The organism is Gardnerella sp. KA00243 (assembly GCF_049244105.1).
GTDB classification, from domain to species: domain Bacteria; phylum Actinomycetota; class Actinomycetes; order Actinomycetales; family Bifidobacteriaceae; genus Bifidobacterium; species Bifidobacterium leopoldii.
On record NZ_CP058375.1, the window covers coordinates 1,200,609 to 1,214,893 of the forward strand.

At 41.7% G+C, this 14,285-nt stretch carries 10 protein-coding genes and 1 tRNA gene; 8 read left to right on the plus strand and 3 right to left on the minus strand.

Annotated elements, in window-relative coordinates; genetic code table 11:
* Positions 1–74 precede the first annotated feature (74 nt).
* Together HXT50_RS04545 and HXT50_RS04550 are read left to right on the plus strand one after the other, a co-directional pair.
* Positions 75–1,913, plus strand: a complete 1,839-nt coding sequence (locus HXT50_RS04545) for a serine/threonine-protein kinase (RefSeq protein WP_004119604.1) — start codon at positions 75–77, stop codon at positions 1,911–1,913.
* Positions 1,914–2,045: 132 nt separating this feature from the next.
* On the plus strand, positions 2,046–3,008 hold the full coding sequence (locus HXT50_RS04550) for a DsbA family protein (RefSeq protein ID WP_004105824.1): 963 nt from the start codon (positions 2,046–2,048) through the stop codon (positions 3,006–3,008).
* 95 nt (positions 3,009–3,103) lie between these two features.
* Here the strand turns inward: HXT50_RS04550 and HXT50_RS04555 are convergent, their stop codons facing one another.
* A complete protein-coding gene (locus HXT50_RS04555; RefSeq protein ID WP_101892176.1) occupies positions 3,104–4,063 on the minus strand; it encodes a DsbA family protein in 960 nt (319 codons plus the stop codon).
* A 240-nt stretch (positions 4,064–4,303) separates the two neighbouring features.
* Between HXT50_RS04555 and HXT50_RS04560 the strand changes: the two genes are divergently transcribed.
* Both HXT50_RS04560 and HXT50_RS04565 read left to right on the plus strand, forming a co-directional pair.
* Positions 4,304–5,431, plus strand: coding sequence for an ABC transporter ATP-binding protein (locus HXT50_RS04560; RefSeq protein ID WP_004105828.1), 1,128 nt, complete (start codon positions 4,304–4,306; stop codon positions 5,429–5,431).
* Between the two features lie 250 nt (positions 5,432–5,681).
* On the plus strand, positions 5,682–7,097 hold the full coding sequence (locus HXT50_RS04565; protein ID WP_004105830.1) for a DUF4032 domain-containing protein: 1,416 nt from the start codon (positions 5,682–5,684) through the stop codon (positions 7,095–7,097).
* Positions 7,098–7,250: 153 nt separating this feature from the next.
* Here the strand turns inward: HXT50_RS04565 and HXT50_RS04570 are convergent.
* Together HXT50_RS04570 and HXT50_RS04575 are read right to left on the minus strand one after the other, a co-directional pair.
* Positions 7,251–7,323 (minus strand) — tRNA-Lys (locus HXT50_RS04570).
* A gap of 71 nt (positions 7,324–7,394) precedes the next feature.
* Positions 7,395–7,655: a glutaredoxin domain-containing protein gene (locus HXT50_RS04575; RefSeq protein ID WP_004105832.1), complete on the minus strand. Its 261-nt coding sequence runs from the start codon at positions 7,653–7,655 to the stop codon at positions 7,395–7,397.
* A 187-nt stretch (positions 7,656–7,842) separates the two neighbouring features.
* On the opposite strand from HXT50_RS04575, the gene ftsY reads away from it, so the two are divergent.
* The 4 genes from ftsY (at position 7,843) to dnaB (ending at position 14,272) form a co-directional block, all read left to right on the plus strand.
* Entirely contained in the window at positions 7,843–9,024 is a 1,182-nt protein-coding gene (gene ftsY, locus HXT50_RS04580; protein ID WP_101885826.1) for a signal recognition particle-docking protein FtsY, read from the plus strand.
* Positions 9,025–9,185: 161 nt separating this feature from the next.
* Positions 9,186–10,967, plus strand: coding sequence for an ammonium transporter (locus tag HXT50_RS04585; protein ID WP_064621992.1), 1,782 nt, complete (start codon positions 9,186–9,188; stop codon positions 10,965–10,967).
* Positions 10,968–11,384: 417 nt separating this feature from the next.
* A complete protein-coding gene (locus HXT50_RS04590; RefSeq protein WP_004105838.1) occupies positions 11,385–12,746 on the plus strand; it encodes an MATE family efflux transporter in 1,362 nt (453 codons plus the stop codon).
* A 65-nt stretch (positions 12,747–12,811) separates the two neighbouring features.
* Entirely contained in the window at positions 12,812–14,272 is a 1,461-nt protein-coding gene (gene dnaB / locus HXT50_RS04595) for a replicative DNA helicase (RefSeq protein ID WP_004105840.1), read from the plus strand.
* The last annotated feature ends 13 nt before the right edge of the window (positions 14,273–14,285 follow it).

Below are 14,285 nucleotides of genomic sequence, written 5' to 3' on the forward strand. Positions count from 1 at the left end.
GAATATAGAAACGGCGTGTTTTTTGTTGTTTATATTTGTGTATTTGGCAATATAAGGCATTAACATAATGCAGTATGGAAGATACAAGCATGTTCGATTTGCAGCCAGGGAATAATGTAGGCGGATACACGCTTATTTCTAGGCTTGGCGGCGGCGCAATGGGGTCAGTTTGGCGCGTTAATGACGATGGCGGCAATCAATATGCTATGAAAATATTACGTGCTTCTGTTCGTACAAAACAGAGTGAAGATGAGGATTCTGAGCAGGAACGTGCTCGAATGCGTTTAAAACGTGAAGCTTTGGCTTTGCAGAGGATTCATCATCCAGGTGTTTGCGCGATAGTGGATATGGAATTAGATGCTTCAATCGCTTTTATTGTGACAGAATTGATTGAAGGACATAATTTGCGCGAAGACGTGGATGAGAATGGGCCCTATATTGCAGATGATTTAGAGCGTCTTGCGCATAAGCTTATTGAAGCTGTTAAGGCAGTTCATGAAGCTGGTATTGTTCATCGTGATATTAAACCAACTAATGTAATGATTTCTGCTACTGGACCAGTATTAGTAGATTTTGGTATTGCGATGGGTGAAGGTGAAAGCCATGTTACTCGCACGGGATTAGTGATGGGCACTCCTGGTTTTATTGCTCCAGAAATTATTGAAGGCGGAGATTCAGATGAACTTACAGATTGGTGGTCTGTTGCTGCTGTGCTTGCATTTGCGGCTACCGGTAAGCCTGTTTTTGGCACAAAGCCTATGATGGCGGTTTTGGAGCGTGCTGCCTCAGGCAATGCAGATTTAACTGGGTTGCCTCCTAGAACAATGGCTGCTTTTCGTAAGGCGTTGAATCCGATTCGAGAACAGCGTTGCATGCTATCTGATTTAGAAAATGCAATTAGTCAAGATGCTATGGATCCTTTAGCCTGGCCGGAGGTGAACCGCCCTTTTGACCGTAATGCCACTAACATAACTATGCGTAAAATGTGGCGTGAAACGAGTCGTGAAACAAAAGAAAAAACTGCTATACTAACAAATTCTCGTACCTGCGATGCAGCTGGTACAGCTGGCATAACAAATCTTAACTCTGATGGAGAAACGCCAACCGTAACTGTTCGTTCTACTACTGTTATGCCGCATTCATTAGATAGTGAAGACGATAAAACATTTTGTGTAGATGAAAAAACACGAATTAATGCGTTAAACGATGTCGATTTACAGCATATACAGAACGACAATTCAAACAATTCACGTATTGCACAATCTTCAAAACTTATTCATGCTTCTAATAACGTTTTTGATAATGACAATATTGAAAATGAAGCAGGCGATTCCCTTCATGTTAAAAGTGATGAAGTGCCTTCTGTTGATCATACTCTTAATCAACATGATTATGTGCGTAAAGGAACATGGATACTGCTGATTTGTATAATTCTTCATTTAGCCATTGCTTGCTTAAGCATTCTCGATTCTATTGGTTTTGCGATGGTTTTTATGTGGATTAGTGCAACATCCGGCTACAGTATTTCATCAAGCTTGCGAAGATGGCAACTTAACGATGGAATAATTCCTCGTCATGATTCTGTAGTGCGTATTGCAACTTTGCCATGGCATATTATTCGAGGATTCGTCTACATGCTTCCACGAGTTATAGCTATTGTGATTTCTGGAGGTATTGGAGCTGTTATATATCCATTTCTCTGTGGTGATAATCCTGAATTACTTTCTATAGATGTTGGATCCTTGCGTATTCTTTTGCCAGCTTACTCACCTAATATTTTTTCAAATACTGCATTTGGATATACTCTAGGATTTATTGTTGCATGGGTTGTTTTTGCTGTAGTTAAATGGACTACAAAATTCCGTTTAGGATTAGGTGCGTTATTTTATTCTGGAAAATCATTTGAAAAATAAAAATAGTACGATACGTAATGTGTATTTTCCGTTGATGCCATCTACTAAACTGTGGTGAGGTTATTATTTCATTAGCAAGAATGCTGCTAGGAACTAGTCTTAGCATGCGAAATAAAGGGTTGAAGGATAACAATGCCTAAAATTCAGATGCGTGATAATAAGCAGGGAGATTCATCTGCTACTCGCCTACAAAGAACCATAGAAAATCGCGAACGTGCCGCGCGTGAGCGTCGTCAGCAAGCAATTATCGGCGTTATTGTAGTAATTATTGTTGCGGCTATGTTGGCTGCTGTAGGCATTACTGCGTATCAGGCAGCTTACGTTCAGCCTCAGAAAAAAGTAGAGCAATCTGCAAAATCTAATCATAATTTGGATAATATTGATCCAAGTATTCGTCCAAGCGGTGTTAATTCTAAGAATGGAATTCTTCTTAGCAAGGATGGGTACGGTAAGCAAGCTGCTGGTGCTCCTACAGTTGCTACTTATTTTGATCCTTTGTGCCCTGGCTGTGGAAACTTTAATCGTACTGTTGATGAAACTTTAATTAAAATGGTTGAAGCAGGTCAAATTAACCTAGAACTTCACCCAATGTCATTCTTGGATGGACTTTCTACTGACCATTACTCGACTCGTGTTTCTAGTGCTATTGCTTATATCGCTTCATATGATAACGATCCAAAGCATTTGCTTCAGTTTATCAATGGTATTTTTAACGAAAAATTCCAGCCGGAAGAAGGCGAGGGATATAAGCCTGTAAGCAATAAAGAATTGATTAAACTGGCTAAGAAATCTGGAATTCCAAACGAAATTGCAAGTAAAGCTTTTAACCGCCAATATTTGAAGTGGCAGCTGCTAGTTAATAAATACACTCCTGATCGTAAGGAATTGTGGAATGTCAGCGGTTCAAATAAAGGATCTATGACAACTCCAACAGTAACTATTAACGATAAATTGCTTGATATGAATGCCATTAATGAGAAAAAAATGAAGGTGCTTGATGCTCTGCTTCATTGCATTGGCTTGGATAAAAAGCAAGTTGGAGTTGCAGGTCAGATGCCTAAAGTGTCTGACACTAGTTCCCCTATTGCATTGTAAATAAGCTAAATTATAGAAATATAAATTATTAAATAAAAACGGACGTTGAGTGTATTCTTAACGTCCGTTTTAGTATAGAAATTACTTAATTTTATTTATAAATCAAGCGGCTTGCTCTTATATGTAACTTTTGGCATATGGCCAGATTTGCCAACATGTTCTTTATCGATTCCCAAAGACTTTAATATAGCTTCCAAAGGATCCATCTGCTTTTCAGAAGCTGCATTGAGATCTACTAGCTTACCATTAATTGTTACTGTTGGAGTTGTCATAGCGCCTTTATTAGAGCCAGAAACATTCCATAAAGCTTTTTCTTCTGGAGTATTCTCATTAATAACTTCTTGCCACTTAACATAGTGTAGGTTAAAGGCTTCATTCGCAATCTTATTTGCAACTCCAGCATCTTCAGCTAAATCAATAAGAGCTTTATTCGGTGTTGCTTGGTATCCATCGCCTTCTTCCGGCTGGAATCTTTCACTAAAGATGCTATTGATAAACTGAAGCAAATGCTTTGGATCGTTATCATATGAGGCGATATAAGCAATACCGCTTGAGACGCGATAAGAATATTGATCTGAGCTAAAACGATTTAAGAATGACATAGGGTGAAGTTCTAGGTTAATTTGACCTGCTTCAACCATTTTAATTAAAGTTTCATCAACAGTACGATTAAAGGATCCGCAACCAGGGCACAAAGGATCAAAATAAGTAGCAACTGTAGGAGCACCAGCAGCTTGCTTGCCGTACCCATCCTTGCTAAGAAGAATTCCGCCTTGTAAATTAGATGCCGGTGGGATGTCAGAAGAAGGCAGTTTTTTAATCTCTTTGGCTATTTGGGAGTTTGCTGTATCCTCAATTTGTGTATCTGGCTTATTGGTTGTTGGATTTTCAATTTTTACTTGTGGTTTATTGATTGAATTGTAATAAGTCATAAACCCAGCTCCTGCAGCGAATGCAAGAATAACTAGTGCTATTACGATGCCAATTAAGCTTTTACTATAAGGGGTATTTGATTTTTGCATTTCATCATTTGTTGTTTCTTGTTGTTGATCCATAGTTATTCTCCTTTTGTGCGTCTTACTCGACACGCCGAGTTTATGCAAAATACTGATTTTTTGCTGTTTTTCTAAGATAAACATGATATATTAAGGCATGGCTCAACGAAGAGAACCTTCAATGGACCAGGTAAGTAAACTGTGGACGATTGATACCCGCCGATGTAGGAATTGGGGTCATGAGTGCACACCCTTCACTACGGATCGTTCGGCACGTACCTGCCGATGAAAGGACATATCATGGCAGAAGTTGTATTTGATCATGTGACTCGTATATACCCGGGCAACGATAAGCCTTCGGTTGATGACTTGAACATGACTATTAAAGATGGTGAGTTCCTCGTACTCGTTGGTCCATCTGGTTGCGGTAAGTCAACTACTTTGCGTATGTTGGCAGGTCTTGAAGAGGTTAACAAAGGACGTATCCTCATCGGCGGTCAAGATGTTACTACAATGCAGCCAAAGGATCGCGATATTGCAATGGTCTTCCAGAATTATGCACTGTATCCACACATGACAGTTGCTGATAACATGGGCTTTGCTTTGAAGATTGCTGGTGTTCCTAAGGAAGAAATTCGCAAGCGTGTTGAAAAAGCTGCAGAAGTGTTGGATTTGACAGAGTATTTGGATCGTAAGCCGAAGGCTTTGTCTGGTGGTCAGCGTCAGCGTGTTGCTATGGGTCGCGCAATTGTTCGTGAACCAAAAGTCTTCCTCATGGATGAGCCTCTTTCCAACCTTGATGCTAAGCTCCGCGTTCAGACTCGTACTCAGATTGCTGCTTTGCAGCGTCAGCTTGGTGTTACTACTCTGTACGTTACCCACGATCAGACTGAAGCTTTGACCATGGGCGATCGCATTGCAGTGATTAAGCTTGGCGTATTGCAGCAGGTTGGAGCTCCTACTGAGCTTTATGACCGCCCTGCAAATGTATTCGTTGCAGGCTTCATTGGCTCGCCATCCATGAATATCAATCAGCACCCAGTTGTAAACGGTCGAGCTCAGATCGGTGAGGATTCTATAGTTCTTCCAGCTGAGGCTGTTGACAAGCTCACTGCAGAAGATAACGGACAGATTATTGTTGGCTTCCGTCCAGAAGATGCAAGCTTGGCAACATCCGATGATCCAAATGCGTTCTCCTTGAAGGTAATGAACGTGGAAGATCTCGGTTCCGATGGCTATATCTACGGCAATATCATCACCGATGGTTCTCCTGAGGAAGCATCTACGATGATGTCTGATCAAAACAAGCTCACTACTATTCGCGTGAACCCACGTGCTCTTCCAAAGGTTGGCGACACCGTGAAGATCAAGATTGATCCATCTAAGATGCATCTGTTCGCACCTTCTACGGAGTTGCGTTTGAACTAAAAGTGTTGGTTTGCCTCTGCTTATATGAGCTAGTAAGCAAACTTTCGGTATAAGGTATAGCGGGGTTCGCAGTATGACGCGAACCCCGTTTTTGGCACAAAAAAGCAGCATAATAAGTGTGCAATAATACATCATTACAATGCATCGCTTATTATATATAGTTGTTATCAATAATTCGTCGGTGGTTGAGCTGTGTTTATCTGGAATGCAGTGATATCGTTGGCATGAGCTTGATTGGTAAATAAACTTTATGGAATGGAATGACGCTCCTCAATTAGACCCGCGTGCTGTGCAAGCAACTTCGGTATCTGCACAGGACGAGAATGCGTCGTCTCAAGAGCCGCAGGCACTGAAGATTACTGCGGCTAGTTCAGATCCAAAAATGTTTACACTGCCTTGGGAATTACCACTTTCTCAATGGCCTGCTGATTTATTCGTGAATTTGCCGCGTGGTATTTCTCGTCACGTTGTGCGATTTGTTCACGTTGGCGATGAAGTGTATGCAATGAAGGAAATTACTCGTCAAGTTGCAGAACGTGAGTATGAGCTTTTGCGTAGGCTTCGTAAACTTGAGTTGCCTACAGTTACTCCTATAGCTGTTGTTGCAGGACGCCATGACGCTAATGGTGAAAAGCTTGAGGCAATGTTAGTTACGAAACATTTAAAGTTCTCACTACCATATCGTGCATTATTTGCTCGTACGTTGCGTCCGGATACTGCAGAGCGCCTTATCGATGCGCTTGCTGTTCTTATGGTGCGCTTGCATCTTTCTGGCTTCTATTGGGGCGATGTATCGCTTTCCAACGTGCTGTTTTTGCGAGATGCAGATGCTTTTTCTGCATTCCTAGTTGACGCAGAAACTGGTGATTTGCATGGAAGTTTAACAGAAGGTCAACGAGAATACGATATCGATTTAGCTCGAACCAACATTATTGGTGAGCTTATGGATTTGAGCTCCGGTCAGCTTTTACCGACAGAAGTAGATGAAATCAGTATAGGCAATCGTCTAGTAGATCGCTATCATTCGCTTTGGAGTACGCTTACTGACGTTGATAAGTTCAGTCCTGATGAGATGTGGCGAATTGAACGTCGTGTTAATCGTCTAAATGAGCTTGGTTTCGATGTTGATGAGTTGGAGATGAAGACTTCAGAAGATGGTCGAAGGGTTTTGGTTCGACCTCGCGTTGTGGATGCTGGTTATGCTTCCCGCAAGCTTCTTCGTCTTACTGGATTGGACGTTCAAGAGAATCAGGCTCGAAGGCTTCTGAACGATTTGGATGCGTATCGCACTTCGACGTGGAGACAAGGTGAGGAATTAGAAATTGTTGCAACTGATTGGATGCGTGAAATTTTCGAGCCAACAGTTCGTATGATTCCTCCTGAGTTCCGTTCGCAAATTGAACCAGCTCAGTTCTTCCATGAAGTGTTGGATCATCGTTGGTTTATGGCAGAAAAAGTTGGCCATGACGTTGCTATGCAAGATGCTGTAACTAGCTATATTAAGAACGTATTACCACAGTACAAAATGGATAAGCATGTTCTTGCTGCTATTAATGCAGATGCTGATTCTGGCGTTGTGGATGATGAATACACGTATTCTTCTCCAGCACCTGTAGGTCACGATATAGTTGAAGATGATCAAGATGCTAGTGTTTGGGCGAGTTGAGTATTGCGTTATATAAGTAATTAGCTAATTCTCAACAAGTATGGCATTGATTGTCGTTTTTGATCTTAAGTGAATTTTTCGTAGGGGGAGCTTCGACTCCCCCGTTTTTTTATTGCAGTTTACTTGCTTACCCTAAATTTGGATATAAAAAAGTGCCCCCTGTGGGACTCGAACCCACAACCCAAGACTTAAAAGGACTCTGCTCTGCCAATTGAGCTAAAGGGGCAACAAATGCCAAGTATACTACATTCAATCGACGAAGTGAATATCGTGTGAACTTATGCGTGTTATATATATTTATTGCAGTATTCCGAGTGACTCCAGTTTTGCTTTTATTTGTGTTGCAGATGGCTCAACCATAAAAGTATTATCCGCAAAAGTAACAACTGGAATGTGCTTTTGATTGCTAATTTCAATCGCTTTTTCTTCAGCACCTTCTTCTGTTTCAATATCGTGCCAAACGAATGCCACACCATACTGGGTTAGCGCAGCTTTTGCACGTTTGCAATCTCCACACCAATCTGCACCGTATACATTTACGGTAGGCTGATCTGACATAAAATCCTCCTTAATGATTTTGTGAATTCAAATTTTGCGTAATAATAGCTCGTGCTATTTATTACTACTTTTATTAGTGTAATAGATGCAGATGTACTTAAGCATATTGACGTTGAAGTGTGACAAAGATGAGAAAAAATAGTGAAATGTATTGCTAGTGTCCCTTGACTTTCATAGTCTTGATGTCATGAATATGGTTATGGATATGAACATGCTAATTTGGTTTGCGGCTGCGGCTGTTGTTATTGCCATCTTATTAGTAACAGTTGCAGTGATTTTGCGCATTCACAGCAATAGTCATGGACCAGTAATTCCTGAAAGCGTTGATAGTTCAATCGATACAGGCAAAACTAAAGCGCGTGGAACAAAAAAATCTGGAAAACAGATAGAAAGTAACATAGCTGTTATACCTAATGAAGAAGTAAAGTCTGAATTATTGCCAGAAAGTACTTCTTCGCGTATTAAACGTCTTCGCGAACGTTTGGCTCATAGTGCAAATCCATTTGGTCGTGCATTGTTTAATATCATAAGCAAGGACCATCTTTCGGAAGAAGATTGGGAAGATGTAGAAGATACTCTTCTTATGGCCGATGTTGGCTCTCGAGCTAGTGAAGAATTAGTAGAAGATCTACGCAAAGATGCACGCATTGCTGGTACTTCTAGTTCAGAAGATGTGCATTCAGCATTGCGTACGAAACTATTGAAAATAGTAGATGAAGACGCTGATCGACGCTTAAATGCAGATAAATCAGATGCGCATCATCCTAGCGTTATTATGATGGTCGGCGTTAATGGCACCGGTAAAACCACTACTGCTGGTAAATTAGCGCGATTGTTTATTGCCCAAAAACGTTCAGTAATGTTTGCTGCAGCAGATACTTTTCGTGCGGCTGCAGCTGATCAACTTGAAACTTGGGCGTCTGCAGTAAGCGTGCCAGTTGTTCGTGCAGATAAAGATGGTGCTGATCCTGCTTCTGTTGCTTTTATTGCTGCGAATAAGGCAAAAGAAGAACAAACTGATTTATTGATTGTAGATACTGCTGGTCGTTTGCAGAATAAAGCAAATTTAATGGAAGAGCTTGGCAAAATTCGTAGGGTTATAGAAAAAACTATGCCTGTTGATGAAGTATTGCTGGTATTGGATGCTACTACTGGTCAAAATGGCATGTCTCAAGCAAAAGTATTTGCTGAAGCTATTGGCATTACGGGCGTAGTCCTTACTAAGCTTGATGGTTCCGCTAAAGGTGGAATTGTTATAGCTGTACAGCGTGAACTTGGTGTGCCGGTTAAGCTAGTAGGTCTTGGCGAAGGACCAGATGATTTGGTCCCGTTTGATGCTCAAAGCTTCGTAGACGGTCTGCTCGCTTAATGCTGAGCATTGATGTAGCTGCATGAGTGGTAGTTTTTAATCTTCCACTAAAGTCTTTATGAGTTTTGGCTATAAGAGTTTCTCGGTACAATAGTTATATAAGTAATACTTAAGCTGCAATGATGTTATTGTTGCGCTGTTTCAAATAATTGAGGTGAAAAATGACCACAATGGATCCGCAATGGGCATTGTTGGCTGGCGCGTTGGTGTTTATTATTACGCCGGGTATTGCCCTGTTCTATGGAGGCCGTGAACGCGCTACTTCCATGGTGAATATGATGATGCTTTCAGCTGGCGCTATTGCTGTAACTACACTGGTTTGGACGCTGTGGGGATGGTCGTTAGCTTTTGCTGGCAAAGATATGGCTGGTGGTGTTATAGGTGATCCATTGAGCGGTTTGCTATTCCGTGATTCGATGGTGGCAGATCATGGTGTGTTTACGTCTATGGACGCAAATTCCGGATTATCTGGCGGCATTCCTGCAGCTTTTCGCTTAGCATGTGCTGTTGTTGCAGTAGCGCTTATTACTGGAGCTCTAGCCGGTCGAGTGCGTTACGCTATTTGGCTTATTTTCGTAGCTGTGTGGATTACTTTAGTATTCGCTCCGTTAGCGCATATGGTGTGCGGTGGTGGATTGCTTTCGCCTAATGGTGCTATTTCACAGGCGTTAGGTATTTCAGTGCATGACTTCGCGGGTGGCTCTATATTGCATATTGCTGCGGCTGTTTCGGCTTTTGCAATTGTTATGATCATTGGCGGACATGCTCACTTCCCTCTTAAGCGTTTTGTTTTGCATATTAAGAATGTTGCGCATACGAGTGGCAATGCTAATTCTGGAGCTACTAATTCGCGTAATCCTAAAAGTCGTTTATCGCGCGCATTGTGGGCTGATGTTGAGCATGCTAAAAATGCTGCTAGTGAGACTGTTGTCTCTCCAGTTGCTACAGTAACTGAAGTTGCTGCTGAATCCACTGCAACGCAGTCAGCAGTCGAAAATGGTGTTGCTGCTCGCCAGCCGCATAATGTTCCTTTCGTTATGCTTGGCGTTTTCCTGATTTGGTTCGGTTGGCTTGGGTTAATGATTGGTTCTTCTGCAGGTGTTCCTGGAGTTGCTGGTTATGCTTGGGTGAGTTCCACAATAACTGCTTCTGCTTCAATGCTTGCCTGGGGTGTGACTGAACGTTTACACTCTGGATGCTTTACTGCTTTGGGAGCTGCGTCTGGTGTTATGGCTGGATTAGCTGCAAGTGCTGCAGCCGCGGATGTTATTGCTCCATTGTGGGCTTTAGTTTTGGGTGTTCTTTCTGGTGTTATTACTTCTCTAGTGACTCACTCTCGTACTTTTGTGCGCTACGATGGTGCCTTGCATGTAGTTAGCGTGAATGGTGTTGCTGCGCTTATTGGTGTGCTTGCAGTAGGCTTATTTGCTGATGGCTCTGGATTACTCGCTGTTGGTGATTGGCATCAGTTAGTTGCACAACTGTGCTTGATTGGGATTACGGTGCTTTATGCAGGTGCTGTAACTGCAGTGCTAGCTTTTGTTCTTGAAAAGCTTTTTGGATGGCGAATCTCGGAAGCTAAGGAACGTAAGGGCGTTGATTTAGCTGATCAAGGAGAGCGTGCTTACGATTTTTCTTCTATTGCACAAAGTCATGATGGCGCTGTAGTTGCTGTTGCAGATGATGATGCAAATAAAACTCAAATGGCTGTTCTTACTTCTGTTGATATTGATATGGGTGAAAACGAGGTTGAACAATCTGATTTTATGGTTGATCAATCTGAGGCAAATCCTGAGCAAGGCGATTCTGAGGTTGATGATACTAAATCTGAAGTTGAGCAGAAAGAGTCTTCTTCTGAAAAAGAGTCTGAAACTGTAGAAAAAGATAAATCAGCGCAGAATAATAAGAAAACAGGAAAACGAAATAATAGTGCTAAAGAATAGAAGCATGTGCGTAAGCGCTATTGTTTAGCAACAAGTTCTAGTTATTTTGATATAAACCGCATGTCTTATCTAAGATATGCGGTTTTGTTATTTTTGCTAATTTAAAATCAAGTTTTTAATTAATAAGTTATTTTTAATGAATAAGTTATTCATATGACACGCACGAATTGCTTGATGTGGATAAAAAAGATAAGTTATCCACATTTTAGGCGTGTCTACGTGGATATCACACAAATTTATCCACATAGTGGGGATAACATTGTGGATATCCTGCGGATAACTTTTTAAAATAATATTTTTATTTGCGATTTACGCATATTTGTGTTACTTCACTTGCAATTGTTTTTGCATAAAATTGTTAGCAATTGCAATCTTCTTTTATACAAGCGTGACAAAGTAGCGGTAGAATGAAGCATTATGACAAATCAAAAGTTGGACAACCAGAACAAAAAAGACGTACTGCGCAATATTTGGCTACTAGCCGTACCAACTTTTGGACAGCTCATATCTGAGCCAGCATTTGTACTTATTGACACTGCTATTATTGGCCACATTGGCAAAAGTGCTCTAGCAGGTCTTTCTATTGGATCAACGGTACTTCTTACTACTACAGGTCTTTGCTTATTTTTGGCTTACAATACAACTTCACAGGTTGCGCGTCTTTTAGGCGCAGGTAAGCGTCGAGAAGGTTTTAGCATTGGCATGGATGGGTTGTGGCTTGCATTATTGCTTGGCATAATTCTTACAGTCATACTTATTTTTGCCGCTGAACCGTTATGCTACGCAATAGGCGCGCGTGGCTCTACGTTGCAAAATGCTATTGTGTACACACAAATGGTTATGCCTGGATTGCCTGCGATGCTACTCGTATATGCAGCAAATGGCATATTTCGCGGTCTTTGCAACGTGCGCATAACATTATTTGCTGCTGTAAGTGGAGCTGTTCTAAATACAATTCTCGATATAATCGCAGTATTTGGTCTCAACATGGGAATTGCTGGCTCTGGTATTGCAACAATGATTGCGCAATGGTATATGGGACTTGTTCTCACTATTCCTGCAATTATTTGGGCTACTCAAAGTGGTGCGCGTCTCAAACCGCATTTCCAGCATATTCTACATTCTGCTGGAACTGGTATGCCTTTGTTTGTTCGTACACTTGCATTGCGCGTGTGCATGGTAGCTACGGTTGTTACTGCGACTCATCTCGGTACCAATACTCTCGCTGCGTATCAGGTTGCTAATTCTTGCTGGAATTTTGTTATGAATATTTTAGATGCAATTGGTATTGCTGCGCAGACTATTGTTGCTGCAGCGCTAGGTGCAGGCTGTCGTAAGCGCGCAGGAATGATTACGCGTATTTGTGCTCAAGTGGGAGCTGTAAGCAGCGTAGGAGTCGGTTTATTCATGATTTTCGTGGGTTGGAGTTGCGCGCCACTATTTAGTCAGCATACAGATATTCAGTTTTTAATTTCTGTAGGTATGACAATATTAGGATTGTTCTTGCCTCTTGCTGGATGGATGTGGGCGTTAGATGGCGTATTGATTGGCGCAGGTGATCATCGCTACTTGGCAAAAGCTTGCTCAGTAATGGCTGTCGTATATTTAACATTTTTGGCGCTCACAAGCGTTTTTGATGTCATCGTTGATGCTAATGACGTGATAAGAACTATTACTTTGTGGGTTGTTTTAAATGCTGTTTATATTGGGGGGCGTGCAATAGGCAATAGTTTGCGCATAAGAAATGATACGTGGATGGATTCTGCGCTAAAAATGTAGATAAAGTTTTGTGTTAATACATTTACGTTTTTTCATAATACGTGCGCGCGTTTATACTCGTTTCTATGGCAGATAATGATATGTGGCAATCTACTAAAGGCAATGTTATCCGCGCAGGTAGCAATCATGGTGGCAATGGTGACGCCTCTGCATATGGTTCTGGCGTTGCAAATCGTGGTGCCGAAGTAGGTGCTACGTTGTTTGATCGTGTACCTCCTCACGATGTTGATGCAGAAATGGCTGTGCTTGGCGGAATGCTCATGAGCAAAGATGCTATTGGCGAAGTGTCTCAATTACTTGAAACATCAGATTTTTATTTACCGCAGCACCAAACAATTTACGATGCTATTCTTACGCTTTTCGCTGGCTCACAGCCTGTTGACGTTGTGCTTGTAGCTAACGAATTAATGAAAGATGGAAATCTCGATAAAGTTGGCGGAGCTGACTATTTGCACAGCCTAGTAGCTTCTGTGCCAACAGCCGCAAACGCAATGTACTACGCAGATATTGTGCATCAAAATGCTGTTCTTCGTAACGTTATTACTGCTGGCACAAAAATTGCACAAATGGGCTATTCTGCTTCCGGGGCGCAAGCAGAAGATATTGTAAATCTTGCGCAATCAGAAGTGTATGAAATGAGTGCTGGCAAAGTGCGTCAAGATTACGTTGCTATTGGTCCAGTTTTACAAAATACACTTGATCAGTTAGATAAAATGCAAAATCACGAACTTGAACAAGGTGTACCGACTGGATTTAGAGATATTGACGAAGTTACGCAGGGTTTGCAGCCTGGTCAAATGATTGTTGTTGCTGGTCGTCCGGCTATGGGTAAGTCAACACTTGGCATTGATTTTGCTCGTTCGGCTGCACTGCACCACAATATGACGTCTATTGTATTCTCTCTAGAAATGAGCAAAGTGGAATTGGCTCAGCGCATTATTGCTGCAGAAACTAATATCCCACTCGCTGCTATGCGAAGAGCGGAAGATATTACTCCAGATCGTTGGAATACTCTTAATACTTTTTGGACAAAAATGCAAAACGCTCCGCTTTTTATTGATGACAGCCCAAATATGAGCTTGATGGAAATTCGCGCAAAATGCCGTCGTTTGAAGCAAACTAATGATCTGAAGCTAGTAGTTATTGATTATCTTCAGCTGATGAGTTCTGGCAAGCGTGTGGAAAGTCGTCAGCAGGAAGTTTCGGAATTCTCGCGTGCGCTGAAGCTTCTTGCTAAAGAGCTTGAAGTGCCAGTTGTGGCTTTGAGCCAGCTTAATCGTGGACCGGAAATGCGAAACGACAAGAAACCACAGCTTTCAGATTTGCGCGAATCTGGTTCTATTGAGCAGGATGCTGACGTTGTGTTCCTAGTGCATCGCCCTGATTTTTACAATAAGGAAGATCGCCCAGGCGAAGCAGATATTATTATGGCAAAGCATCGTAACGGCCCTACTGACACGTTTAATCTTGCCTTCTTGGGTGCAACTTCCAAGTTCATGGATATGCCGCAAGACTACCAGCAATAAGGGGTGTGATTTA